Origin of the sequence: Paenibacillus barengoltzii G22 (assembly GCF_000403375.2) — a bacterium.
In the GTDB taxonomy this organism is placed as follows: domain Bacteria; phylum Bacillota; class Bacilli; order Paenibacillales; family Paenibacillaceae; genus Fontibacillus; species Fontibacillus barengoltzii.
Genome location: NZ_KE159652.1, coordinates 1,676,856 through 1,701,377, shown reverse-complemented (window position 1 = coordinate 1,701,377; position 24,522 = coordinate 1,676,856). Strand labels below are relative to the sequence as shown.

Annotated in this window: 27 protein-coding genes; 14 read left to right on the top strand and 13 right to left on the bottom strand. The window is 45.9% G+C overall.

Annotated elements, in window-relative coordinates; genetic code table 11:
• Positions 1-50: 50 nt before the first annotated feature.
• From C812_RS07955 to C812_RS07945, 3 genes are all read left to right on the top strand, one after another.
• Positions 51-776 carry a gamma-glutamyl-gamma-aminobutyrate hydrolase family protein gene (locus tag C812_RS07955; protein ID WP_016312153.1) on the top strand — a complete coding sequence of 242 codons (726 nt, stop codon included), beginning with the start codon at positions 51-53 and terminating at the stop codon, positions 774-776.
• Positions 777-1,035: 259 nt separating this feature from the next.
• Entirely contained in the window at positions 1,036-2,730 is a 1,695-nt protein-coding gene (locus C812_RS07950) for a M3 family oligoendopeptidase (RefSeq protein ID WP_016312152.1), read from the top strand.
• 102 nt (positions 2,731-2,832) lie between these two features.
• Complete coding sequence (locus C812_RS07945; protein ID WP_016312151.1) at positions 2,833-3,813, top strand: aldo/keto reductase; 981 nt, start codon at positions 2,833-2,835, stop codon at positions 3,811-3,813.
• Between the two features lie 3 nt (positions 3,814-3,816).
• Here the strand turns inward: C812_RS07945 and C812_RS07940 are convergent, their stop codons facing one another.
• From C812_RS07940 to C812_RS07930, 3 genes are all read right to left on the bottom strand, one after another.
• Entirely contained in the window at positions 3,817-4,554 is a 738-nt protein-coding gene (locus C812_RS07940) for an EcsC family protein (RefSeq protein ID WP_016312150.1), read from the bottom strand.
• A 142-nt stretch (positions 4,555-4,696) separates the two neighbouring features.
• Positions 4,697-5,038, bottom strand: coding sequence for a protein YmzB (gene ymzB, locus C812_RS07935; protein ID WP_051134907.1), 342 nt, complete (start codon positions 5,036-5,038; stop codon positions 4,697-4,699).
• Positions 5,031-5,225: a hypothetical protein gene (locus C812_RS07930; protein WP_016312148.1), complete on the bottom strand. Its 195-nt coding sequence runs from the start codon at positions 5,223-5,225 to the stop codon at positions 5,031-5,033. Before C812_RS07930 ends, ymzB begins: the two co-directional genes overlap by 8 nt.
• A 174-nt stretch (positions 5,226-5,399) precedes the next feature.
• On the opposite strand from C812_RS07930, the gene C812_RS07925 reads away from it, so the two are divergent.
• From C812_RS07925 to C812_RS07915, 3 genes are all read left to right on the top strand, one after another.
• The gene (locus tag C812_RS07925; RefSeq protein ID WP_016312147.1) at positions 5,400-7,670 is read left to right on the top strand and encodes a glycoside hydrolase family 3 N-terminal domain-containing protein; all 2,271 of its coding nucleotides are present in this window, start codon (positions 5,400-5,402) and stop codon (positions 7,668-7,670) included.
• A complete protein-coding gene (locus C812_RS07920; protein WP_157274702.1) occupies positions 7,645-8,079 on the top strand; it encodes a hypothetical protein in 435 nt (144 codons plus the stop codon). Before C812_RS07925 ends, C812_RS07920 begins: the two co-directional genes overlap by 26 nt.
• 477 nt (positions 8,080-8,556) lie before the next feature.
• Positions 8,557-9,084, top strand: a complete 528-nt coding sequence (locus C812_RS07915) for a GrpB family protein (protein WP_016312145.1) — start codon at positions 8,557-8,559, stop codon at positions 9,082-9,084.
• A 179-nt stretch (positions 9,085-9,263) separates the two neighbouring features.
• Here C812_RS07915 and xerS read toward each other — a convergent pair whose 3' ends face one another.
• Positions 9,264-10,334 carry a tyrosine recombinase XerS gene (xerS, locus tag C812_RS07910; protein WP_016312144.1) on the bottom strand — a complete coding sequence of 357 codons (1,071 nt, stop codon included), beginning with the start codon at positions 10,332-10,334 and terminating at the stop codon, positions 9,264-9,266.
• 468 nt (positions 10,335-10,802) lie between these two features.
• Complete coding sequence (locus C812_RS07905; protein ID WP_016312143.1) at positions 10,803-12,197, bottom strand: carotenoid oxygenase family protein; 1,395 nt, start codon at positions 12,195-12,197, stop codon at positions 10,803-10,805.
• Between the two features lie 149 nt (positions 12,198-12,346).
• Between C812_RS07905 and C812_RS07900 the strand changes: the two genes are divergently transcribed.
• The 3 genes from C812_RS07900 to C812_RS22945 all read left to right on the top strand — a co-directional run bounded on the left by C812_RS07900 (position 12,347) and on the right by C812_RS22945 (position 13,234).
• Positions 12,347-12,844 (top strand): isochorismatase family protein, encoded by a 498-nt coding sequence (locus tag C812_RS07900; protein ID WP_341860318.1) that lies wholly within the window; start codon positions 12,347-12,349, stop codon positions 12,842-12,844.
• 83 nt (positions 12,845-12,927) lie between these two features.
• Complete coding sequence (locus C812_RS22950; protein WP_279626216.1) at positions 12,928-13,068, top strand: hypothetical protein; 141 nt, start codon at positions 12,928-12,930, stop codon at positions 13,066-13,068.
• Between the two features lie 37 nt (positions 13,069-13,105).
• Entirely contained in the window at positions 13,106-13,234 is a 129-nt protein-coding gene (locus C812_RS22945) for a hypothetical protein (RefSeq protein ID WP_279626213.1), read from the top strand.
• Between the two features lie 25 nt (positions 13,235-13,259).
• Here the strand turns inward: C812_RS22945 and C812_RS07890 are convergent, their stop codons facing one another.
• The 3 genes from C812_RS07890 to C812_RS21815 all read right to left on the bottom strand — a co-directional run bounded on the left by C812_RS07890 (position 13,260) and on the right by C812_RS21815 (position 15,806).
• On the bottom strand, positions 13,260-14,204 hold the full coding sequence (locus C812_RS07890) for a tyrosine-type recombinase/integrase (RefSeq protein WP_016312141.1): 945 nt from the start codon (positions 14,202-14,204) through the stop codon (positions 13,260-13,262).
• Between the two features lie 309 nt (positions 14,205-14,513).
• Complete coding sequence (locus C812_RS07885; RefSeq protein ID WP_016312140.1) at positions 14,514-14,927, bottom strand: C40 family peptidase; 414 nt, start codon at positions 14,925-14,927, stop codon at positions 14,514-14,516.
• A gap of 147 nt (positions 14,928-15,074) precedes the next feature.
• Positions 15,075-15,806, bottom strand: a complete 732-nt coding sequence (locus C812_RS21815; protein WP_016312139.1) for a hypothetical protein — start codon at positions 15,804-15,806, stop codon at positions 15,075-15,077.
• Between the two features lie 404 nt (positions 15,807-16,210).
• On the opposite strand from C812_RS21815, the gene C812_RS07880 reads away from it, so the two are divergent.
• Positions 16,211-16,552, top strand: coding sequence for a putative quinol monooxygenase (locus C812_RS07880; RefSeq protein WP_028537631.1), 342 nt, complete (start codon positions 16,211-16,213; stop codon positions 16,550-16,552).
• An 82-nt stretch (positions 16,553-16,634) separates the two neighbouring features.
• Here the strand turns inward: C812_RS07880 and C812_RS07875 are convergent, their stop codons facing one another.
• The 3 genes from C812_RS07875 to C812_RS07865 form a co-directional block, all read right to left on the bottom strand.
• Positions 16,635-16,982 carry a winged helix-turn-helix transcriptional regulator gene (locus tag C812_RS07875; RefSeq protein WP_016312137.1) on the bottom strand — a complete coding sequence of 116 codons (348 nt, stop codon included), beginning with the start codon at positions 16,980-16,982 and terminating at the stop codon, positions 16,635-16,637.
• A 365-nt stretch (positions 16,983-17,347) separates the two neighbouring features.
• Positions 17,348-18,103 (bottom strand): MBL fold metallo-hydrolase, encoded by a 756-nt coding sequence (locus C812_RS21810; protein ID WP_016312136.1) that lies wholly within the window; start codon positions 18,101-18,103, stop codon positions 17,348-17,350.
• A gap of 40 nt (positions 18,104-18,143) precedes the next feature.
• On the bottom strand, positions 18,144-19,028 hold the full coding sequence (locus C812_RS07865) for an NmrA family NAD(P)-binding protein (protein ID WP_016312135.1): 885 nt from the start codon (positions 19,026-19,028) through the stop codon (positions 18,144-18,146).
• Between the two features lie 309 nt (positions 19,029-19,337).
• Between C812_RS07865 and C812_RS07860 the strand changes: the two genes are divergently transcribed.
• Entirely contained in the window at positions 19,338-19,754 is a 417-nt protein-coding gene (locus C812_RS07860; RefSeq protein ID WP_016312134.1) for a winged helix-turn-helix transcriptional regulator, read from the top strand.
• A 241-nt stretch (positions 19,755-19,995) separates the two neighbouring features.
• A complete protein-coding gene (locus C812_RS07855) occupies positions 19,996-20,646 on the top strand; it encodes an FMN-dependent NADH-azoreductase (RefSeq protein ID WP_016312133.1) in 651 nt (216 codons plus the stop codon).
• 140 nt (positions 20,647-20,786) lie between these two features.
• Here the strand turns inward: C812_RS07855 and C812_RS07850 are convergent, their stop codons facing one another.
• Complete coding sequence (locus tag C812_RS07850; RefSeq protein ID WP_016312132.1) at positions 20,787-21,569, bottom strand: class I SAM-dependent methyltransferase; 783 nt, start codon at positions 21,567-21,569, stop codon at positions 20,787-20,789.
• Between the two features lie 183 nt (positions 21,570-21,752).
• On the opposite strand from C812_RS07850, the gene C812_RS22805 reads away from it, so the two are divergent.
• Positions 21,753-21,884, top strand: a complete 132-nt coding sequence (locus C812_RS22805) for a DUF6254 family protein (protein ID WP_244268280.1) — start codon at positions 21,753-21,755, stop codon at positions 21,882-21,884.
• Positions 21,885-21,960: 76 nt separating this feature from the next.
• On the opposite strand, the gene C812_RS07845 is transcribed toward C812_RS22805, so the two are convergent.
• A complete protein-coding gene (locus C812_RS07845) occupies positions 21,961-24,129 on the bottom strand; it encodes a 5'-nucleotidase C-terminal domain-containing protein (protein ID WP_016312131.1) in 2,169 nt (722 codons plus the stop codon).
• Positions 24,130-24,337: 208 nt separating this feature from the next.
• Between C812_RS07845 and C812_RS07840 the strand changes: the two genes are divergently transcribed.
• The gene (locus C812_RS07840; protein ID WP_016312130.1) at positions 24,338-24,517 is read left to right on the top strand and encodes a small acid-soluble spore protein H; all 180 of its coding nucleotides are present in this window, start codon (positions 24,338-24,340) and stop codon (positions 24,515-24,517) included.
• Positions 24,518-24,522: the final 5 nt, after the last annotated feature.

Sequence of the window (24,522 nt, the reverse complement as noted above, 5' to 3'; positions counted from 1 at the left end):
TTTGTATCGTAGTTCTAAAACTCGATAATCGCAGCGTGGAGGCCATCAAAATGAAAAAACCGATGATTGGTGTATTGCCCTTATATGATGAACACAAAGTGAGTTATTGGATGCTCCCCGGTTATATGAAAGGTATCGAAGTGAGCGGCGGAATCCCCGTCATGTTGCCCCTAACGACAGACTCCGAGATCCTCTGGAACTTGGCTCAAACGATGGACGGCTTTCTTTTCACTGGAGGTCATGACGTAAATCCCGAGCTTTATCACGAAGAAACCATGGAGGTTTGCGGAACCCTCTGCAAAGACCGAGATACCATGGAATCCGTTCTATTTCAACATGTTCTTCAAATGGACAAGCCGGCATTTGGGATATGCCGCGGATTGCAGTTGTTTAATGTCCTGCTGGGAGGCGCGTTATACCAAGATCTTCCGTTGCAGTTTCAGCCCGAGACCCGTTCCTCGATTATACATAAGCAGAAGCCGCCGTATTCTCAGCCCGTCCATCAGGTGAAATTGGCGGAAGGCACGCGGCTTCACCAAATTCTCCAGACGGATTCGCTGCGAGTCAACAGCTACCATCACCAAGGGATTAAAGAGCTGGCGAAGCCGCTGGTTGCCGCAGCAACAGCGGAAGACGGTTTAATTGAGGCGGTGGTGATGCCAAATCAACGCTTTATGATGGCGGTACAGTGGCACCCTGAATTTATGTATCAGGAAGATGAACCTAGTTTCAAACTATTTACAGCGTTTGTGAAAGCTTGTCAGGGAGAAGGATAAGTTCGTTACGTCAGACTTAAACCGGCTTTATTCAGGCATTGGACGCAAGATGGGCTGATGAAACATGTACATTTTTTTATCGTTGAAGAAAGCCCATGTCGACGGAACCCTCCGAAGCAAGAAAAACGGATCAATGTACCGTGGCGTACACAGCTAACAAATCGTGTCGTGATTGCGATCAGGAAAGAGGATTTAGTATAATGTTCGTATTCTTGTAAATTCCAAAATTATCTAATCCTCGTAAAGGCAGGTGCATGCCATGAAGTTTAGTGAATACCGATACGAACGGCCCGATGTCCAAGCTTTCCAACAACGATTTAAGGAGCTCCTTCAAGCATTTACAAGTGCGAATTCTTACGAAGAGCAAGACCGGATCATGGGGGAGATCAATCAACTCCGAAGCGGCTTCGATACGATGCAGGAAATCGCCAGCGTGCGGCATACGATTAATACAAACGATGAGTTTTATAAAGCGGAACAAGACTTCTATGATGAAGTCGGTCCGATTGTACAGGAATCGATTACAGACTACTACAGAGCTCTAGTAAACTCGACCTTTCGCACCCAGCTGGAGCAAAAATGGGGGCGTCAGCTGTTCCAGCTTGCCGAGGTGTCGTTAAAGACGTTTAGCCCTGAGGTGATCGAGGATCTGCAGCGGGAGAACAAACTGACCACCGAATACGCCAAACTGATCGCCTCCGCAAAAATTCCGTTTGAAGGCGAAGAGCGTAACTTGTCCCAGCTGATTCCGTTCCAGCAATCGACGGATCGGGAGGTTCGCAAACGTGCTGCAGAAGCAGCGTACGGTTTCTTGGCCGAGCATGAGGATGAGCTTGACCGGATCTATGACGAGTTGGTGCAAGTGCGGACGAAGATCGCCAAGAAGCTTGGATTCCGCAACTTCGTGGAGCTGGGTTATGCCCGGTTGTCACGGACGGATTATGATGCCGAGAAGGTGGCGAACTTCCGAAGCCAGGTGCTCAAGCATATTGTGCCGGTTGCCACCAAGCTGAAGGAACGGCAAAAGCAGCGGATCGGCGTGGACCAGCTGCTGTACTATGATGAGAGCTTTGCTTTTAAATCCGGGAATGCAGTACCGAAGGGCGGTCCGGACTGGATTGTGAAGAACGGGGCGAAGATGTATCGTGAGTTGTCTCCGGAGACCGATGAATTCTTCACCTTCATGACAGAAAATGGGTTGATGGATCTGGTCGCCAAGCAAGGGAAACGGGCCGGCGGGTACTGTACTTTTATTAGCGATTATAAGGCACCGTTTATTTTCTCCAACTTCAACGGCACATCCGGCGATATCGATGTGTTGACACATGAAGCGGGGCATGCATTTCAAATGTACGAGAGCCGCGGCTTTGAGGTGCCGGAGTATCAATTCCCAACGCTGGAAGCCTGCGAAATTCATTCGATGAGCATGGAATTTTTCACCTGGCCTTGGATGGATTTATTCTTTGAAGAACAAGTCGATAAGTACCGGTTCGATCACTTGGCAAGTGCCGTCATCTTCATTCCTTACGGCGTGGCGGTCGATGAATTCCAGCATTACGTGTATGAGCATCCGGAGGCAACGCCGGCGGAACGCAAGCAAGCTTGGCGGGAAATTGAGCGCAAGTACGTTCCTTACCGAAACTATGCGGATAACGCCTATTTGGAACGGGGCGGATTTTGGCATAAACAAGGACATATCTTCAATTCGCCGTTTTATTATATCGATTATACCCTGGCGCAGATTTGCGCGTTTCAGTTCTGGAAGAAGATGTATGAAGACCGCGAAACAGCGTGGGCTGACTATTTGCGCTTATGCCAGCAAGGCGGCAGTCAATCCTTTACGGAGCTGGTTCAAACGGCCGGCTTGATTTCTCCGTTTGAAGACGGTTGCGTCACCTCGGTGATCGGCAGCATTGAAGCGTGGCTGGACGGGGTGGACGATAGCGCACTCTAATAAATTACCTATTCGACGTTTGCAAACGATTTGATTTGCAGACGTCTTTTTCTTTGAGAGATAATAAAGCAGATAAGACTTCATCGCCTGGAGGAATGAACGATGGATTATGTGAAACTAGGGAATACAGGATTAGACGTCTCCCGAATTTGCCTGGGCTGTATGAGCTTTGGTGAAGTGGTGCCGGGATGGCATTCCTGGGTGCTGGATGAAGAGAAGGCGCGCCCGATCATCCGAAGAGCGCTTGAGCTGGGCATCAATTTCTTTGATACAGCCAACGTGTACGCAGCGGGAACCAGCGAAGCGATCACAGGGCGCATTCTTAAGGAGTTTGCGAACCGGGACGAGATTGTCCTCGCAACCAAAGTATGGGGACGCATGCATCCGGGGCCAAACGGGGCCGGGTTATCGCGGAAAGCTATTTTAAGTGAAATCGACAAAAGCTTGAAACGGTTGGGTACCGATTATGTGGATCTTTATATTATCCATCGCTGGGATTACAACACGCCAATCGAAGAAACGATGGAAGCCCTGCACGATGTGGTGAAGGCGGGGAAAGCCCGGTATATCGGTGCTTCTGCCATGTATGCCTGGCAGTTCCAGAAGGCCCAGTATATTGCGGAGAAGAACGGTTGGACCCGGTTTGTTTCTATGCAAAACCACTACAACTTGATTTATCGGGAAGAGGAGAGGGAGATGGTGCCGCTCTGCCAAGATCAAAATATCGCCCTAACGCCTTACAGCCCGCTTGCTTCCGGACGTTTGATTCGCGATGCCTCGGTCACCACCCAACGCTCGGAAACCGATGCGATTCAAAAATCCAAGTATGATCCCACCGCAGCGGCGGATCGCTTTATTATCGAGCGTGTAGCAGAGCTGGCGGAAAAACGCGGTGTTCCTCGAGTACATATTGCGCTGGCCTGGCTGCTGCAGAAGGAACGGGTCGCTGCACCTATCGTAGGCGCAACGAAAGTATCGCATTTGGAAGATGCAGTGGGGGCGTTATCGGTCAAACTCAGCGAAGAGGAAATGGCCTATCTCGAAGAACCGTACGTACCGCATCCGGTGGTAGGGGCAGAGTAAAAGTTATCTCTCCGGATCGTTTAGTTTACGCAAGCGATACGCGTTCATCGCGAATTCACGAAGCTCTTCCAGGATGGTGTAGTTCGCCCATGCGCCCGCAAGTGCTCCGATTCCAGGTACCATCTGGAGCATTTTCCGGAAGTCGATTGCATCGCGATATTCAATCTGAAAGGTCTCCCAGTCCAATGTGTTGGCATATGGGGTATCGCTTGCCCATTGCTCTTGTTCGATATGCCACTGCTTGATGGAGTGTAGGATCTTAGCGCGGTTATGCGGGCTGGCGAACGTCATTTGAAATACTTTGAGAATAAACACACGTTCGGAAAATACGTTCGTGTCATATCCATAGACATGAGCCAGTTCGAAAAGAAATTTCATTTTTATGGCAATGAATGCCGGAAAATCTACCGCATTCAGCACTAGACCGCCAGCTCCGGTTCCTGCGCCTTCGGCTACCGCAATTTTTTGATATAAGCGAAACAGTTGGTTCGCTTCTTGATCCGCGGTTTCCAGTTTAATTCCGCGCTGGACCGGACGCTTTGGCGTATATTCCGCCCCAAATAGCGCCGTGCGCACGATGGTGCGTATGGTGGTCGTAATGATCTGGTGCATTTTCGGAGGGATCAGTTGATTCACTCGCTGACTGATGGACTTTGACGTTTTCTCTAACCATCCCGCCGGCTTAAACATGTTGTGCTCCCATACGGCGATTTCCTTCCGCACCTGCTGTTCGTAACTCACCCAATCGCCCCCTTCAAAAGATCTCAGTTATGTTTAGTGTATCGAAGATCATCTTGAAATTGTATGGACCGAAGGCGGTTTGGGTTCCTTGACTTTAGTCCAGGATATCAAGGTGATTTTTTAGGGGGTAATGATAATAAGCCTAGGCATCCGTAATGTCATAACGGGCACGCCCCGTCTCTACTGATATGGTGTGACCGTCGATATGGGCTTGCTTCAACTCTTTTACCGGAATGAGATACGTATCCTGGGGAAGAGGAACCTCCGTGCCGCCAGGTTGGATGATCCAACCTTCACCCCGCAAATACAAGACAGGCCCGCCGGTATAATCATCAAACATATGGCTGTGATCGTCATGGATCCCTTTCTGTTCTAATTTCAGTTTGATCTCGTCGAGATCGCCTTGTTCTAGCTTGCGGATATGCAAATTGCCGCCGATATGCGCCTCAAGCCAATCCATCACAGGTTGAAGCTGCTCATTCATCTGCATCGGCTTCCTTTCGTTTGCTGTTTGCGTTTGACATGAGGGGGCCGCAGGATCCCTGAAAACCATCATTCATTTTCAGATCATTCAAGTGTTCGCGCATGTCTTCATCCCCCGGCAGATCCGCCGCCAGTTGGATCATAGGCGGCCGAAACTCCACATGCCCGCGTTTGCCGGCTTTGCTCATCTTATTTGCACTCCTTCCACATCTATAAAGGATAATACGGAATGTACGTAGTATGACCTTTGGCTGGCGAGCTTATCCTTTGTCCATTTCCAGCAGTTTCAACCCGAGCTTAACGCAACTAGAAGAACAACGGAAGCGTCTAACCTTTTACAAGACAACTAGAGAGGTAGACAGATGAAAATTAAAATGATGACGATGTTAGGTGCTGTTCTCGGCTCCATGTTTATTTTGGCAGGAAGTGCTGCTGCCGCAGAGCGGTTCTCGGATCTCCAGCATGTGAAATGGGCGGAAGACAGCATCACCTATATGGCTGACAGGGGAACCGTTGCCGGAGTTGGGAATGGGAAGTTTGCTCCAGAGAATCAAGTGACTCGGGCGCAGGCCGTAACTTTTCTCGTAAGAGAACTGTATCCGGAGCAACTGCAGACCGGGGCGGGAAGCCCAAGCTATACGGATGTCCCAACAACCCATCCTTTTTATCGTGAAATTGGCATTGCGGAGCAACAGGGGCTGGCCATCGGGTTTCCTGATGGCACCTTCCATCCAGATACAGCGATGAGTCGTGCGGAAACGGCTGCATTTCTAACTCGCGCTTTTGCACTTACGACTGGCGGGAAGTCGGTTAATTTAACAGATGTTCAGCACCATTGGGCGGCTGAGCCCTTTCAACTCATGAGCTCCAATGGACTGATCGGCGGGTATACCGATGGCACGTATCGGCCAGATCGTTCTGTTACGCGGGCAGAGTTTTCGGTGTTTCTGGCCCGGGTGATTCGCTTTGAACGCCAAACCGCCATCGTGGCGCAGGATTGGGACAAGTTAATCTCCTATATGACAGTGGGCGAACAAGTGGGCCAAATGCTGATGCCTGACATGAGGCAATGGAATGGCCAACCGACCACTACCGTAAATGAAGGATTGAAACGCAGCGTGCAGGACTTGGATTTAGGCGGGATGATTCTTTTTGATAAAAACATCGTGAATGCCCGTCAGGTCGTACAGCTCACCCATGATCTGCAAAAAGAAGCCGGAGAACTTCCGCTCTTTCTTGGCATTGACCAGGAAGGCGGCGTGATTAAGCGCATCCCTGGGGGAACGAATCTGCCAGGTCAGATGGCGCTAGGCGCAACCGGAAACGTGACGCTGGCCAAAGCGGCGGGTAAGCTCACAGGGGAGGAGTTGCGGGCGCTGGGGTTGCAGGTCAATTTTGCTCCGGTACTTGATGTGAACAGTAATCCGGATAATCCCATCATCGGGATGCGTTCCTTTGGTTCGGACGCGGATATGGTATCACGACTTGGTCTCGCCACAATTCAGGGGCTGCGTCAAGCTGGGGTGATCGCGGCTGTTAAGCATTTTCCGGGGCATGGGGATACGACCGTGGACTCCCATTTAGGCTTGCCTGTCTTAACGCATAACCGAGAACGGCTTGATGCGGTGGAGCTGAAGCCGTTTCGGACCGCGATTGAAGGCGGAGTGGATATGATTATGACCGGACATATAGCCTTTCCCACGATTGATCATGAGCATGTGACTTCACTGAAGGATGGCAGCCAAGTGCCGATTCCGGCGACTTTGTCGAAGAAGATATTGACCGGTTTACTTCGCGAGGAGATGGGGTATCAAGGGATCATCATTTCTGATGCTTTCACCATGAACGGGATCGCAGAGCACTTTGGAGAAAAGCAAGCGGTTGAACGAGCTGTTAATGCGGGCGTTGATATTATTCTGATGCCGCAGAATCCGGAAGCTGCCCATGAAACGCTGGTTCAAGCGGTGAAGAAAGGGCGGATTCCGGTGGAAACCATCCACAAGTCAGTGAAGCGTATCTTGGAGTTGAAAGCAAAATACGGATTATTTGATGAAGAGGATACCCTTACTCAGAAGTTCAGCGCGCTCCAAACGATTGGTTCTGAGGAACATCGGGCGGTAGAGCGGGAAATTGCAGAGCGAGCCGTCACCGTCTTCGCCAGCCGTGATGGTGCAAATCCTGATTCCATTCAACCAAGCGACCGAGTTGTTATAGCGGCAACCGATAAGGAGCAAGCGGCGCAGCTCCAAAGACAGCTGACCCAAGCTGCCGGCAACCTATCGCTAAAAACGGAGATTGCCGTGATGGGTCAAGGCAATACATCGGGAGCGCTTCAGAAGATGGAACAGGCAGATTACGTGATCATGGCTTCCTATCAGTTCCGTAACGTAGCTAGTGAGTTCGGATGGTCCGATATTCAAACGCTGGTTGATACGCTAAACAAGGCGAATAAGCGGTACGTGCTGTTATCCCTGGGCAATCCGTACGAAACGATGTATGTGCAGAATGTGCGCTCAGCGCTTGCCGTTTACGGAAAACAGGAACCCAACACTCAAGCGGCGATCCAGGTGCTGCTTGGGCAGTTGAAGGCAGAGGGAGTGTTGCCAGTTGCCACACAATCGAGACAAAAATGAAAAAAATTTAAGAAATGAAAAGACAGAGATAATTTATTTTCTTCCCTCGGTCGATATAAATTCTAGAGAAAAAATTTTGCGGAGAGGGAAATCATCAATGGCAGAGCACAAGGATCTAGAGAATGAAATCATATCCAAGGAAAAATATACCACAACCCTAGAAATCACCTCCTTATCTGGGGAGCGTACATTTCAACAAATCTCTTTCTTTAAAGAAGTTGGACAAGCTCCCAACATGGGAGACTTTATCCATCTCATCAAAACAGAGCTAGGGGAAGAAGTTGAAATCGGAGAATTAGCTCCGTACTGGGTGTTCAAAACCGTACTTGGGCATCCTACGAGCATCAAATATATTCGCGTCGTACGAACGATGAAGGATAATACTTTTCAGAAGGTGACCTTACTTTGAGATAAAGTGATGTGATGTAACCCGTGCTTGTACGCGCGGGTTATTTCTTTTTTGCAGGGAAGCTACTTTGCTATTGATTGGTTTCAAGCTATGGAATATTTATTTACAGAACATATATTATGTTAACTTAATTTAGAATGAGCCGCAGGCAGGAGAACGACAAGAAGAAAGCGAAATGAATATCTGTAGTAAATTTCCATGATCCTTGTCATTGAAGAAGGAGGCAAATGGCAGAGATTCTAATATTACACCAGTCATTGGGGCTGACAAAGGGGATTCTTGATTTTGCCGATCAACTCAGAGGGGAGGGGCACACAGTTCATGCTCCTGACCTTTTCGACGGTCATGTTTTTTCTTCAATTGAATGCTCGTCTCTTTGACACGACTCGGTTATAGATGATATTGAACGAGCGAATCCATGTTGGAATAGTGGTTGAGGGAAGGGGAGAGGGGATATAAAATGCGAGGGTGATATTTATGACAAACAAAGTCACACTCAGTAACTATAGTAATCTTTGGCCGCAGGAATTTGAGAAAGATCGTCTTTGCATTCTGGCTTTACTCGGTGAAAAGGTGAAGCGAATTGAACATGTAGGCAGCACTTCAATTCCTGGCATGGCGGCGAAGCCGATTATTGATATTGCATTGGCCGTAGAGCGACTGACTATTATCGATGATAGTGCCATCTCGCTACTTAGCCAAATCGGCTATGAATACGTACCGAAAGAGGAATTCCCCAATCGAATGTTCTTTCGAAGGGGCGAATGGGGAAAAGGTACACATCATCTCCATGTGTACGAATATCAAAGCGACGATTGGAAGAACATGATTTTGTTTCGAGACTATTTAATTAAGTATCCGGATGTTGCGGCTCAATATTTGAACTTAAAGCGTGAATTAGCCGAGATTTGTTCTGATCGACAAACGTATACGTTGCGTAAAGCACCGTTTATTCAGAACGTAATTGCATTGGCGAAAGAAGAATTCAATCGAAATGGAATCTAAGTGATTGGATTGTAAATATTACAAACTAAAGACAATCAAGAGCTAATCATGAGCTTTGACAGGGTTCATTATGATATCGATATACATATGTACAAAATACGGGTTTTGTGAAAAAGTCATAAGTAAAAGACCGCCTGGGCCGTATTAGCTGCTTCCTTGCGGTCTTGTTTGCTATGATTTTACTTATCCATATTAATGACAGCTTTACGCATTTCTTCATCGGTTAAGTGCGTATAAATCATCGTGGTTTGGATCGATGCGTGCCCTAATTGATTTTTCAATCGCGGCACGTCGTTATTCTCCTGATGATAACGTGTTGCGAAGGAGTGACGCAATGCGTGTACGGTTAATGCCGGCTTCCCAAAAGCCTTCGCATACTTCTCAATCAGCTTTTCGATTGATCTTGGCGTTAATCTTCGGTTTTTGCCTTTACGTCCGATCGGCGCGCCCATAAATAAGTATGTTTCTGATTTTTCCGGCTTATACCGCGCTTCACGAATTTTGAGATAAATTTCCATATCTAATTTTGCTTGTTCACTAAAGTATACGTATTGTTCCTTGTTTCCTTTGCGAATGACTCGCACCAAGCCTTTGTTCATATCGAGATCTTCCAGATTGATGCCGGCAACTTCAGATAATCGTAATCCGGATCCCAGGATCAAGGATACGATTGCTGTATCTCGTTCGCGGTTAAACTCGTGGAATTGATATAATCGTTTATTCTCCCGGTTTTGCTCACCAAAATCATAAGCCACAAACTGCCGGAACAATTCAAAATCATCAGCCCGCAAAATTTTGCCTTCAATCCGATTGGCGATCGTTTCTTGGCTTTCCTTCAGTGCATTAAATTCGATCTTGGCCATCACATTACGCTCAAGATAAGGCTTCAAATCCGCGGTTTCCGCTTTATTCTGTAAATAATCGAACAGCGATTTGAGCGCTGATAACTTGCGGTTAATCGTTAACTTAGAGTTGCCTAACTGATATTCCAGGAACGTCAGAAAGCTTTCGATTTCTCGAACCGTTAATTTTTCGAGTACAGACAGTTCAACTTCTTTCCGACTGGGAGCTGCGAATCGTTCAGCCACGAGCCAATCAAAGAAAATGATGTAATCATGACAATAATTCAGTAATGTGGTATGCGACAGTTTCCGTTTCCGCGTATCGATATATTCAGTCACGTACCAAGGCAAATCCGTTAATTTCTCATCAATGCGGCTCATATAATGAGCTTTGGTCGTTTTATCCATGTTGAACGCACACCTCCTATTTCTAGAATAATCCATATATAATTATTCGTCAAATTATTATTTTACGTAATTATAAAGAGTGATGAATAAATCTCCGCCCACCTACCTCACTCTGGTTTTCTGCAGGCACTAATCCTTCAGATTCGACCTCGCGGTCGACACCCTTGTCTTAAGCTAACGGCTACTACTGCCTTCACTAATCGGGACTTGCACCTTCGAGATAGCGCCTATGCTGGGCACACCTAAAAAAGTCCGCGATTTACGCGAACTTGAATAGGACAATGTTCTTGTGACTCGAATATTAATTTTACCGTTCGTTAAGCTCCCTATCACGTGCCATTCCCTCTCACGTTCCAGCTAATTATTTTTTCTTCTTGAATTGCCCACTGTAAAGCAACAGGAGCTCGGTATCTGAGCTTGCATTAGACTCGCCCGGGAGCCACTGCATGCTCTTCACCGGACAGCTCTTTACATATATTGCTCGCCAGTGAACATCCCGTGAAAACCAAAAGGAATATGGTGAATTACGTCCGCTCTTCCCAATTCTTCGAACGTTTGCGCTTCTAGGACGAGCAAGAAGGAATGTGAATTGCGACCGTCCAGAATGACCGATAATACGACACCGTCATCTTCGTCATTCGCATTCGGTCGTTGAACGAATATCGGTTCACCTGGATAGCAACCGTCTTGACGCCAAATTGTTGTCGTACCGTTCTGCACATCCGCTTTGGCCAATTGATTCGGGTAATTCTCGTAACGCTCCTTGTTGGTACTAATTCCATACGCGTAGCGGTAAGATTTGCCGCTAGAGCGGGCGTAATTGATCGTCGGAAGTTCGATGGATTCTGGAGAGATCGCTTCGTAAGAAACATTTCGCGAATCAAACTTCACCGTATATCTGCGCAATTGAACGAAAATAGGCTCGCCCGTATTCCCCTTCAAATTGCTGACATGCAAATGATTTACCATGTTGTCATCCTTTAGGGCGCAAATGTCCAAAACCAAACCGCCGTCGATCTCGAAAGCATTCACGTGATGGAAAGAGAAGAAAGCCTCGGCTTCGAAAGTTTTCAGAATGACCCCATCTGACTTGCGCACAACGCGGAACAGCGTTCCATGATCCGGCTTCCATGTAAAGTTTTCGATCAGCGTTTTGTGTTCATTTGCCAAATCGCGAGGATCGATCACGAGCGGAAATTCCGTGATGACGACATAATTTTCCGTGTTTGCAAAGCTGTGCATGTAGGCTGGCCGATCCGTCGGAACCGAGGCAATCAAATCTCGCTTGCGGCTATGCGGAGCTACAGAATACACATTATACGCATGTGCACGTCCGAATTCAGTTGTGAAGTTGATGTAACGTCCGGTCTGCAGATCATAATGCGGATGCGCCGTCGTCAGCTGGCCGCCCAGACTGTCGTCGAAATTGAATACGTCTACGGTTTCGAGATTAACCGGATTGAATTCCATAATGCCAGGATTTTCGGTTAGCGCCACAAATCGGTCGTCAAGAATAGCCACGTTAATATTCGTATTGTTGGCATACTTGATACTGGTGCCGCCTTTCGAGCCAAAACCGATATTAAATTGTCCCTTTTCCAGCGTCGAGTAGTAAGCGTTCGATCTCAAATAACGGTTCGAGTAAATCACATTGCCTTCGCAAAACGAAAATTTATGCAGCATGGCAAGTCCATCGAACCAATGCGTATGCCAACCCGCGTTTTCATCCGCGGAGAATTTGGCCGGGCCATTTCGGAACAAAGTACCGTTTAACCAGTAAGGAATGCGCCCTTGCGTTTTCAGCGGTACGGCGTTTTGTTCAAGGATCCAAGTTCGAAAAACCGAGTTTAAATAATTGTTCACTCATGTTGTGTTCGCTCCCCTTTTGAAATGGCACGAATTGATAACCAGAATAATGGATGTATTTTCTCAAAATTGAGGTAATTATTCCATCTTTTCAATTGCTGTTAAAATGCTGTTTATTTTTTGAATAAACGAATCATAATGAATTAATCCTAGCTCTATACACGACTTCTGGAATATGTGCGGAGATCGTTTTCCGTGAGCAAGGCTCGATGGTGGCATTAGTTCGGGTATCTAGCAAGGACTTGAAAGATATTCCAAATCCAAAGTTGGATTCGCCTGCTCCACCTCTCAATCTGCCAGAGGGATGGGATCAAATCCTCCCAGAAATGCAAGTTACCGAAACAGACCATATTATCACTAAGAAACAATGGGGAGCTTTTTACGGAACAGAACTCGACCTGCAGTTGCGTCGCCGAGGAATCAACACCATCGTATTATGCGGTATCGCTACTGAGTTGGGTGTGGATACGACAGCGCGGGAAGCGTTCATGCACGGGTATCAGTTAATTTTGGCGATCGATGCCATGACGGGTTTTACCCAAACCGGGCATGATTACGTGAAGAACTTCATATTCCCACGCATAGGACGTATCCGGACGACACAAGAAATCATTTCTGCACTTGCTGAACCTTCAAACGAATAGTGCAACGAGAAAAACTATGATTAACAACAAAAATTGTTTTTGTGAACCCGGTCTGGAACTACTCCTTCCCTCCGGTATTAAAAATGTACATCGATGCGCTAATGGTTCCCGGATTAACCTTTACCAGAGCTAATAACGGTCGCCGGGGATTAGGAGGATTAACAGGGACGCAGCAAGGCAAAAAAGTGATGCATATTCAAGCCTCCGGCTCACGGAGAGTTTAAAGACGTTGAGTTCAGCCACAGTTATATCAAAGCAGCTATGAAGTTCATTGGCATAGACGATGTACAGGTTATTTATGTTGAAGGAACAAGTGAAAAACCGGATCAAGCTGCGGAGATCAAAGAAAAGGCAATTGAGCAAGCCATCCAAATGGCCAAAGGTTTTTAATGTAAAGGGATTAAGGAGGTCGCATTTACTGCGATCTCCTATTTTGATTCATAAATGCTAAATTAGGCCGAACCTTGCTCATTGCCAGTTCCTTAGCTTCATCTAATACATGCGTATAGATCTGCGTTGTCGAGATGTCCTCGTGTCCCAACAATTCCTGTACTGTCCGAATATCAACATCATTTCTGAGTAGATTAGACGCGAAGGAATGGCGAAATTTATGTGCAGATAAGGGTTGTCCTTTGAGCTGCGGGTAAGTTTCCACCAAGCCATCCAGCGTTCGATCAGCGATCACCTGAACCATACGTTTGCTAATTCGGCGGCCAAATTGCGAAATGAAAAAGGCTTGCTCATCCTTTTTATTTTTAGGCGTTTGCCGATGGGCTAAGGCTTCTTCTAGCAGCCGGCTTAACTCGATCGGAAGCGGGATGTACCTCCATTTATCCCCTTTCCCGTGTACGCCAATTTTGGATTCAATCGGGTCAAAATCCGTAAGGTCCAAGCGGACAATTTCCGAAACGCGTAAACCAGCATAAGCCATCAAAGCGATAATGGCCACATCTCTAGCCATATACCTTCCCTCGATTTGGCTCAGGCAGGTTTCAAGATACTGTTGCTGAAGAAAAACGGGCTTTTTATTTTTTTCCACCTTGGCTCTTTCGATCTCCATCACGGGATTATTAGCGGCGAGCTTAAATTTAATCATGACCTTATAAAACAGACGAATCGCTGATTGACATCTGTTGCGATAACGTGCGCCGCTCCCCGCTTCACGAATATTCGTGAGATGGCGCATCACATCCAGGTCAGTCACCTCGGCAACCGGCTTGCCATGTAAATCCCTGAGAAACTTCTTTAGATCATGTTGATAACCGTTTTGTGTTTCTTTTGAATAACCGCGGTCTTTCATGTATATGTCAAAATAACTTAGTTCCCGCTCATACCGTTCAAGCACTTCTGCATCATTCAAGACAATCCCACCTATTTATGTAATTTATCGATGATGTTTTGCGTGAAGATCTCTCCATATTAATCTATAAAAAACGCTTACAATTAAAATTGCATTAAACCTAGATTTAATGTAATTAAATTATAGCAAAATGAAGCATAAAATAAAGCGCAAACCTCAGGAACGAACTCATATTCGTCTTTCTCGTTCACGTCAAAAAAACTTGTTCAGTCTGGATTGTTCTAGACTGAACAAGTTCAAGTCGCAGCTACCAGTTAGGACTAAAGATTTCACGTCCTTGGCTGTAGCTGATTCAATTTGTCATCTAATTTAATCCAATAATCGTTTAGCAAACAAGTACTTTGCTTTCCAATAAGGTTTATTTAAGTTTGTTAAGAACACATTCGAAGTTGGCAAACAATGTACCATCCTCCCTTTGCCAGCATAGATAGCTACGTGTCCAACAGAGCCCTCAATTGGGTTGCGATCAGGTATATGGTAAAAGATCAAATCTCCAGGACGTAGCTCCTCTAAGCTGACCATAGTTCCCAGTTCCGCTTGTTCACCTGAAGTGCGCGGAAGCTTAACACCAATCTTCGCAAACACCATTCTCGTGAACTGGGAACAGTCAATTTCAAGGCGAGGCGGATGTTTTCTATACTGCATGCCAACAAAGCGATTGGCGTAAATGAGCATTTGCTTTACACGGCTAGGCGCAACTGAACGGCATGTTTTAATTCGCAAGAAGTGTAATCCCCCCCTTATTCATCTAAATTACGTAAGAAGGGATACGGGAGTTGATTTATTTAATAAAAATCCGCTATAATCCATGCCTATTAGCTGATTTCAGCGTATAGGAGGATCAGATGAGTCGTTTTTTTTCCAATAGGATTAGTCAAGCCAGTCTGTATAGGCGCTTACAGATGTTCCAGGAGTTTTATTTGAATTACCGCGCATGAGACACATGCTGGACTCTCCAGCAAAGTATGACGTAAACTTACCTGCTGGATGCCTATATCCTTCGCGATGCAGCCAAGCATGATGAAGAGATCCTGTTAAAAAAACTGTGGATACGGATGTTAAGCTAAGGGCACTAGCATTGACGGTAATGCTTAACGAATTTAGTTCGGGATTAGATGCATTTACGCCTTTAATCGTGAAATTACCGCTTTTCTGGTACTTGATGTATGCCTTGGGAGCACGACCAAATCCATTTGCAGCAATCATTGTTGTTAGTCCATCCATCTGAACAGCCGCAGCTGCTGCCCCGTTTGCAATTTTTTCATCAAACCAAACTGGTGAAAGATTAAAGCGTGCATATTGATTAACACAATTTTGGTATCTGGAACGTTGTGCGCCATCATTAAGCTCCGTAAAGTGGCCATTCCAAAAGCCAAGCAAGCCTACAATCATCGTTCTTAGTCTATTCACTTGCGACGTTGTAAACCGTGTATCTATATAAAAACTTATGGTCTCAGGGATCGCTACACTCACAGGCGCATCAGGGACATTTATTGTAATTTTCCTGTATCTTGCCGCCGTTGCCTCGACCTTTTTTGAACGAAGGTTTGTCAGTGGAACTACAGGTTTACGTATCTTCCTCGTACGAACTGGTCTAATCATTCTAGACCTCCTTATAGACTTAATCACACAATTATATGCCCTTTTACTGAAAAAATCCTTTATGGTGCAGTTATATCACCGACATCGGGGGTTGTGTACTCTCATGGTGTGACGGGCGGTGTGTACAAAACTCGGGAACGTTTTTAGAAGCTTGAACTCATAAATGATAATGCCTATCAATCACGGTTAATGATATATGTTCTTGTCACCCGACACTTCTGAATGATCTAAATCAACCTTCCACCAATGAAAAAAATACTTATCAAAGCAGGCCCCTCCTCTCCCTCAATTGTTACTCTTTAGTGACTATGTAACCCAAAAGTGTGTACTTTTCCCAAGATTACTCATAGTCCATAATGACTCTTGTGGCCACAATTTTATGAAATGATGAGGAGTGTGCGATGATGTCCACAATTACAAATCAAGTTATTCTCAATATTCGGTTCAAAATAAAACCAGGAATGAAAGAAAACTTCCGAGACCGTTTGTTCTCATTGATAAATGACTTCAGAAATGAGCCTGCTTTTATCAATGCCATTGTATCTGATGATATCGACCAGCCGAATGATCTCGTCATTTACGAGATCTGGCAAGGGACCAGGGAAACCTGGATTCAGAATGAACTTCCGAAGCCTTACCGTAGTGAGTATGAAGAGGCTCTTGCAGACCTCATTGATGATCGAACAGTCAGTTGGCTTGACCCGATCGGAGAATGGGGTAGCCAACTGACTAGTGTAACTCGATAAAGATCCTATTGAATTAAAACACGGGACAATGGACAATACATGTTGATTTGTCCCGTGCCTGTTGATTTTAGAACGTTCCTGATCACTCTAGATTCAAAATCGTAATCTCGCCTGGAGCGTAGGATTGCTCCGCGTAATCCTCTCCCCAATCACACAGTAATTTCAAAATGGGTTCGAGGGATCGACCTAATGCTGTCATTGAATATTCCACCTTAGGCGGTACTTGGTTGTACATTTTTTTACTGATTAATCCGTCTGCTTCTAGTTCCCGCAGTGTTTGAATCAGCATCTTTTGCGATATCTGATTTATGAGACGCTTTAGCTCCCCTGTGCGTTTAGGCCCTTTTAACAAATAATACAGCACAAGCCCCTTCCACTTTCCTCCGATGAGATCTAGAGAAATTTCCAGTCCACAGTTATAAGTTTTCATTTCACACCGCCTCCCCACATGGTTCAAGTTGAGTTATTTCAAGTTGGTCAGATTAACTTCGTTACAACGCTTTTGGGAAGCACGAGGTAAAAGGGTAAGTTTCCACGTTATAGAATAAATGGCCACAGGTGCTGTAGCATTTATCATATTTCAAATATTAGCATGTTTTATGGAAATAAAAAAAGCCGCATTTACGCGACTTTAAGTGTATATTTCCTTTTATCTCCCGACTAATATCATATATTTATAGCTTAGAAATCCAGAGTTGTGGGACTAGCTTAAAGGCTTCACCTTTGCGCTCTAAATAAGCTAAACCTGGAAACTCTAAATGGTTTCCTGCTACTAACTGTTTCCGATCAGCTACTTCAACAAATACTTTCTTTCTCGTGGCTGCGGCGAGTTCTGGATCGACGTCGTGGATTACTCCAGCGGACGGCCACGCAGGTTGTATTGCTGGCAGGTGTACAATATCTGCCCAAATGAAAACCTCCACTCCCTCGCTTTCTACCACATAACCGGTATGTCCAGGAGTATGTCCCACTAGTGGCACAGCTGTTAATGCCAGGGGCAACTTCTCCGGAGGTGATTTTTACCAAACGCTCAAGGTAAGGTTTTACGGATGCTCGAACCATTTCAAAAAACGGTTTAAGACTTTCCGGTGAACGTTGCTCACCTTCTAAAGTGAGCCAAAAATCTATTTCATCTTCGTGAACTACAAGTGTAGCATTCGGAAAAACGGCTTCTCCGTTCTCATCCACGAGTCCTCCACAATGATCAGGGTGCAAATGTGTCATTAAGATTAACCCGATTTCTTCCTTTTTCACGCCTGCTTTTGCTAAAGAACTTGTAAGCCAACCTAATGTAGGACCAGCAGATCCTCCCATACCGGCATCGATTAAAATTGGAGGATGATCATCGCCCCGAATAAGGAACATGTTATGAGTAAAAATCGGATTATCAGTTCGGTGCGCTTCGCGCTGAAGATAAATCCCTACTTCTCTCGGGATCGAGTGAATGGTGTCATAATCGATTGGATTATATCCATCGCTTAATGTAGTAAGTGTCTTATTCCCAATCTTCCAATTTAGGTAAGCCCCCAAGTCTTCATCCTTATTGATCAAAGAAAACCCTCGCTTTCTAAAAGACAATTTAATAATTAAATTATTGAATTTCTAAAGTATGACGAACAAAGGTCTCAAACCCAGTACGAGTAATAATACGCTCTTCCAAAGGTTGCAACATGATGATCCGTTCTGCGTTAAGATCATCTGACATAATCACAAAGGCTTCTGCCATATGGTCAGAGAAACCAGCGCCTAACATCTCTGCTTTCACATCAATCGGGGAAGCTTGTACATAGGATGCCCCCTGGACACCAGTTACTTGACCAATAATATCGGCTGCTTCAGTTAAAGTAAGTTCATCAGGGCCTTGAACCTCGCGAGCTTCGAAACCTTCTTTCATGGGTTTCAATAAGGAACTCGCAGCAACCGCTCCAATGTCGCTTGTCGCTATCATTGGCAATCGCAAGTTTCCTCGTAACTGACTGCTTGCGTTCCCCGTGTTATTAATCGCAGAGATTAATGGGATTGCATTCTCCATAAACCAACCTGGACGCAAAACAAGTACACGCAGCGAACTTTCTGCTTGTAATCGATTTTCCAGTAAGCGAAGTCCAGCAAGGGGTCCGGATGCATGTTCATAATTTGCCCCCCAACCACTTAAAGCAACGATATTACGTACGCCGTTTTGAACTAGTGCAGGCACAATGGCATCGATGACTGCTTGCTGATAAGCTGGGAAGTCTTCACTGTCAGCTATAAAGCCCGGTTGAAGCATAACATAGGCTGCTTCTGCTCCCTGAAATGCGCGCAGCATTGCTTCCTTATCCGTTGGTTCAGCTACAAAAGCCTCAGCTCCTCTTGAAACAAAAGGCTGCAACCGATCAAGACTGCGTCCCACAACTCTAATTTGGGCTCCTGCTTCCAATAAATTCAATGCAACAGCTCGTCCAGTATTACTTGTTGCCCCTGTAACGACGATCATGAGGACTTCCTCCTAATATTTGTATTCTGGCGTACTTCAAATTTTTTACGCCATTCACTTCAAGTTAAAGTCAATTGATTGGCTCGTGACTAAGTATAGAAGCAATCAACTTATTTGGACAAGGAGGCACTTTTTCTTCTGATAGTCACTTTTTTGTAACTACATCAACTCCAACCTCAAATCGCATAGATCACTTCAGATGATTCTTTAACCTAAAAGGACTTTAAGGTATACTAAGCATCATTAATAATTTGTGGGAATACTTAGATGGAATTTATCTGTAGGAGTATTCTGGAGGGAATGACTAACATGAACATGGAAACATCTGAAATTGACCAGCAGGTTTTGAATGAGATGAAGAGCGAATGTGATATCAATGTCAATGAAACTCTAAAAATCATCGGTGGAAAGTGGAAACTCAACTTATTATGGACTATTCATGATAAAAGCAAACGGTTTAATGAACTTCGAAGAGAGCTCACCGGCATCTCTCAAAAAATGCTCACGCAACAACTTAGAGAGCTGGAAGAAGCGGGATTGATCGAAAGACGTGTCATTCCCGACAAACCCCCTAAAGTCGAATATTCTCTATCCGAATACGGAAATACATTGGAGCCATTGTTTAATGTGTTAAACCATTGGGGGCTAATGCATAGAGTTCGTACAATGAATTCTCATCCAATTCATCAAGCAAATACAGAAGAGCTTTCACAGCTCGATTCTTAATGTGGAGCCCAAAATATCAAGGAGCAAAATCGCTGGGATCTTGCTCCTTGATTCGATATATTTCGAAATTTAATTCTTGACTAATCGTTCTCAAATCGTTTATGATACTCAACGAAAGTTAAGTTTCAATTTCATAAAGGCAACACACCTGAATGGGAATGTTCATTCTAATAAGGGGAACTTCTTCGATATGCTGTTCTGGTGAACAATCAAAAATAAGAAATGGAGCGTGTACTCAATCATGACAACCGTACTTTATATAACAGCTCATCCTTTTACAAGCGATACGTACAGCTTATCTGTTGGTGAGCAATTCATCGAAACATACAAGGAAACCCACCCTAACGATGAAGTAATTCATTTGGATCTGTATCGCATGGACATCCCGCAATTCGATGCAGACCTGTTACGTCGTTGGGGGCAACCTCCAGCAGGTCCTTCCTTCGAGGAACTCAGTGAAGAATCGAAGGCCAAAGCAATCCGAATGAATGAAATCGTAGAACAATTTATGACCGCCGATAAAGTGGTGATTGTAAATCCAGTCTGGAACTATGCCTTCCCTCCGGTTTTAAAAACTTACTTTGACGCGATCACGGTTCCTGGAAGAACCTTCACCAGAGCCAATAATGGTCGCCGAGGATTAGGGGGATTAACCGGCACGCAGCAAGGAAAAAAAGTGATACACATTCAGGCATCCGGCACCGTACTCTCTCACGGGGAGTTCCAAGACGTTGAATTTAGCCACAGCTACATCAAAGCAACCTTGAAATTCTTAGGCATTGACGATGTTCAGGTCATTTATGTTGAAGGAACCAGTGAAAAACCAGATCAAGCCGAAGCAATTAAAGAGCAAGCCCTTCAACAAGCCATCCAAATGGCCGGAACGTTTTAAGGCATATAACCCTCTAAACAGCACAAAGAAGTCGCATATCCTGCGACTTCTTTTTTGATTAAAGCTTCTTCCCTGCCGGAACGGTAAGATTCCAACCAACCGATGCGGCTGCTTTCTTGATCCCTTGCGGATCGGAAATGTTAAGATTTGCGTCCAATATAGAGAAAATGCTGGCTGGTCCCGATCAGAAATTCATCTTGACTCAGGCGGTAGCCGATTTCAAGCCATTTTTGATACTCCGGCTCCTCGAGCTCGTTGATTTCAGCTTCCTTGCTGCCTAAGATGTTCTCAACTCCGGCAAAGATCAGTTCTGTTAAGCCAAAGCTTGCCATCAAATTTCTAGCTTCCGGATACCCTGAAAAATAGGCCGTAGTAAACCCCTGGGCTACTTGATTTACACCATGATTTAAATAATCGAGCAGTTGATCAACGGAATCAAACGGTCGCAGTTGGGCCAGATAATCCTGAAGCGGAGCGTAATTCGAGATAAACGAGGCAACAAGAAGGCCGCCCCGTTTTAACCGATTAAGTGCTTCCTCCACCGCTTTCTTCCGATCCTTCTCCTCCACCAAATGATACAACGGCCCCATCAGCAAAATAACATCAAATTCCCCATGAACTCCGCTTAAATCTAAGGCATTCCCATGAATATAATCCTTCAGAGCAACTCCTCGTTCCTTAGCTTTGGTCCGTGCTACTTCCAGATGTCGCATAGACAAATCTAACAGCGTGACCTCATGTCCCTGCTCAGCCAAATCAATCGAATATCTGCCAGGCCCTCCCCCGATATCCAATACGCGCAATTGCTCGCCGGTAATGTATTCGTCGAGATAACGTCTTGTGATGTCGTACTCGATTCGATGTCGTTCCAACCGCTCCCATTCGTCATATTGCGTATCATACCATCGCTCGATTTCTTCCATTTCCAGCCCCCCAAACCTGTGAATATTGAAAAAGATTATAATCCCTCTTCTCCGCAAACGCCACCGCAAATATCGCAAGGATGCCCCCGCTCACCGAATGAATATTTCGTCTGGGCGCGTCTCAAACTATCGCGGAGGAACGTTCCTGGTTCTTCACCGTACAAATGAAAGGGGATGTCGATGATGACCAAATCGAAACGCACTAAAATGAATGCCATGAAAAGTCGGAAGCAAGCACAAAACCCACATGGTCCTATTAAATCGCTGGAAGAACTGGCGGATGAATACGATCAAAATCCACCGCGCAAATCTTAAACAGTTACCCCATTTAAAAAAAAACACCGCCTAACCAAAGGAACTAGGCTAGGCGGTGGTAAACATTTGTGTAGAATTATTTCAACGCAGATTGAATCAGCAACACCAAGCTGCTGCGTGTCACCTTGGCCTCTGCGACAAGTCCAGCCAGATTGGCTTCTTTGCCGGAGAGGACAGCAATCGCTCCGGCAGCTTCTTTTGCAGTAAGCGTGCTTTTTGGTTGGAACGTCTCTTTCCCGAACACTTCAAGCGCTCCTGCTTGCTTAAGCGAACTTACTGCAGGTAAAGCCCAGCTTGGCACTTCCGAGATATCGGAATATCCCGCAGCTTCAGTGGATTCCGGCACTTGGAACGCACGGCTGATCATAACCGCAAATTCAGCACGGGTTACCTCCGCTTGAGGACGGAAGGTGCCATCCCCATACCCTTCGACAATACCCGCAGCTGCAGCTTCATTGATCAGCGCAGCATGGGGATCTTCAGAAATATCCGTAAATGCAGGTGTTTCAGGCGTCGTGCCTGGGGCAGTTGGCGAACTGCCGCCCGCTTCCGCTGGTAATGCGGCCCCTTTCAGATCTGTGATCCGCCCTTGCGTGGCGGCTTTTATCGTACCCACTTTGTCGAGATACTCATGGAACACTTCATAATCCACGAGGTTCAGCTCATAGAATCGACCGGCGTCCTTCGCTTGCTTCATCGATGCGTAGAAATCCCCGCCGCTCGCCATAAACGAGTTCGTGGCCACAATGTAGTATGCTTTAGGATCGATATCGGAATAAGTGCCATCATCGTTTTGAATTTGGACTTTCACGATGCGTTGTCCGGATTGTGTCTTCTCACCCGTCACATCGTCGATCACTTCACCTGGTTTCGTCGAATCGTAGTAGAAACGCAGGCCCGAAACTTGCGGGAAGCGCCCTTCCCCATTTTCAACACCACTCACACCGTTCTCCAGTGCAGCGACAATTTCTTCTCCTGTCATTTTCAGTGCCGTTAAGTTGTTCCCGAACGGCATTGTGGTGAGCAGGTCGCCCAGGGTAATATCTCCTGCTTTAATCGAAGCGCGAATCCCGCCGCCGTTTTGGATCGTAACATACCCTTTAACGTTGGACTCTTTTACGATGCTCATCACCTTCGAGCGCATGCCATCCGCGATCAAGTCGCCGAGATTCGTCTCTTGCTTACGTACGCTGCCGCGTTCGCCGTCCAAATCCGTTTCGGTCTTCCCGATTACCGTCTTCTTCAGCTCTTCCAGCGGAGCAGCATATTCCTTCAGCTTGGCTTCCGCTGCGGCATCGCTCTTAATCACATAGTTGCCGGCATCGTCTTTGGCATCCAGCGCGATTAACTCGCCTTTCCAGGCGGTTAGTTTCCCTTCGGAGTCAAAAGTGACATCCAGTTGACCTAAATTTTGATTATATTCGCCGGTCTGCACGATCAACGTAGGTTCTTCATCGGCATGATGGACCTCCGGAGCATTCAGAACGGTATGGGAGTGGCCGCCTACGATGATATCAATCCCATTGACGGCTTCAGCTAGTTGTTGGTCAACGGTATACCCCAAATGAGACAACACAACGATTTTGTTGATCCCTTCGGCTTCCAAAGCATCAACTTGCTTCTGTGTGCTTTCAACTTCATCCGCGAACTTGATGTCAGGACCAGGCGAGGATAACACGGAGGTTTCAGGCGTAGTTAAGCCAATGATCCCCACCTTCTCCCCGGCAACTTCCTTAATTACGGCCGGGTAAATTTGACCTGACTCTCCTGGTTTGCCCAGCTCGGAATGGCTTAACCCTTTCAGGTCCACATCCGCACTAAAGTCCAGATTGGCACTAACAAATGGGAACTTGGCCTGCTTAATGAACTCAGCTAATGTACTTGGTCCTTTGTCGAATTCGTGATTCCCAAACGTCATGGCATCATATTTCAACTCGTTCATAAAGTACAGATCGGCCAAACCGTTAAATTGATTGAAATATAACGTTCCCGAGAAAACATCCCCTGCATCCAGCAACAACGTGTGATCGTTTCTTGCTGTGTTGATGGCCGTCACCCTGCGAGCGATGTTGTCCAGGTGGGCATGCGTGTCATTCGTATGTAGGACGCGCAGCTCAAAGTCCTTGGCCGGCGTGCTACCGGAATCCGCCGCATTTACGGACAACCCCACCGCTCCAGAAGCAAGTCCTGCAACGAGGGTACTGATCGCCAGAAACTTGCCGACGGCTTTGTTTCTCCAAACCATTAATCTAATTCCTCCTCTACCATTTTTTGATATGCTACTCTATTAAATATAAGTAGAAGAGTTTTTAAAGTAAATCTTTTAAATCAAATTGATGATTAAACTTTACAAATTTTCATGTTTCATGACATGAAAGAATAAAATCTGGGGGAATCGGGTATTTTATGATCGGCAGAAGAGACTGAACTATAAGACAACAGGAGGTTACCTAATGGACAGTCAACGCGCGAAAGAGATTGTCGCTTCCCCTACTATGATCAACGTCACTTGCGATGGCGAACCGGTTTACATTCAACATGTTGACGACAAGAAAGAAACCGCACGGATTTATCCGCTTGGTCAACCGGAGAACGAAAAAGAAGTTGCATTATCCCAACTGAATGAACAATAAAAGCC

Coding starts and splice junctions, on each gene's coding strand:
- C812_RS07955 (WP_016312153.1), top strand. CDS start 51: ATGAAAAAACCGATGATTGGTGTATTGCCCTTATATGATGAACACAAA.
- C812_RS07950 (WP_016312152.1), top strand. CDS start 1,036: ATGAAGTTTAGTGAATACCGATACGAACGGCCCGATGTCCAAGCTTTC.
- C812_RS07945 (WP_016312151.1), top strand. CDS start 2,833: ATGGATTATGTGAAACTAGGGAATACAGGATTAGACGTCTCCCGAATT.
- ymzB (WP_051134907.1), bottom strand. CDS start 5,038: ATGAATGAGCAGCTTCAACCTGTGATGGATTGGCTTGAGGCGCATATC.
- C812_RS07930 (WP_016312148.1), bottom strand. CDS start 5,225: ATGAGCAAAGCCGGCAAACGCGGGCATGTGGAGTTTCGGCCGCCTATG.
- C812_RS07925 (WP_016312147.1), top strand. CDS start 5,400: ATGAAAATTAAAATGATGACGATGTTAGGTGCTGTTCTCGGCTCCATG.
- C812_RS07915 (WP_016312145.1), top strand. CDS start 8,557: ATGACAAACAAAGTCACACTCAGTAACTATAGTAATCTTTGGCCGCAG.
- xerS (WP_016312144.1), bottom strand. CDS start 10,334: ATGGATAAAACGACCAAAGCTCATTATATGAGCCGCATTGATGAGAAA.
- C812_RS22950 (WP_279626216.1), top strand. CDS start 12,928: ATGTACATCGATGCGCTAATGGTTCCCGGATTAACCTTTACCAGAGCT.
- C812_RS22945 (WP_279626213.1), top strand. CDS start 13,106: ATGAAGTTCATTGGCATAGACGATGTACAGGTTATTTATGTTGAAGGA.
- C812_RS21815 (WP_016312139.1), bottom strand. CDS start 15,806: ATGATTAGACCAGTTCGTACGAGGAAGATACGTAAACCTGTAGTTCCA.
- C812_RS07880 (WP_028537631.1), top strand. CDS start 16,211: ATGTCCACAATTACAAATCAAGTTATTCTCAATATTCGGTTCAAAATA.
- C812_RS07875 (WP_016312137.1), bottom strand. CDS start 16,982: ATGAAAACTTATAACTGTGGACTGGAAATTTCTCTAGATCTCATCGGA.
- C812_RS07865 (WP_016312135.1), bottom strand. CDS start 19,028: ATGATCGTCGTTACAGGGGCAACAAGTAATACTGGACGAGCTGTTGCA.
- C812_RS07860 (WP_016312134.1), top strand. CDS start 19,338: ATGAACATGGAAACATCTGAAATTGACCAGCAGGTTTTGAATGAGATG.
- C812_RS07855 (WP_016312133.1), top strand. CDS start 19,996: ATGACAACCGTACTTTATATAACAGCTCATCCTTTTACAAGCGATACG.
- C812_RS07850 (WP_016312132.1), bottom strand. CDS start 21,569: ATGGAAGAAATCGAGCGATGGTATGATACGCAATATGACGAATGGGAG.
- C812_RS22805 (WP_244268280.1), top strand. CDS start 21,753: ATGACCAAATCGAAACGCACTAAAATGAATGCCATGAAAAGTCGGAAG.
- C812_RS07845 (WP_016312131.1), bottom strand. CDS start 24,129: ATGGTTTGGAGAAACAAAGCCGTCGGCAAGTTTCTGGCGATCAGTACC.
- C812_RS07840 (WP_016312130.1), top strand. CDS start 24,338: ATGGACAGTCAACGCGCGAAAGAGATTGTCGCTTCCCCTACTATGATC.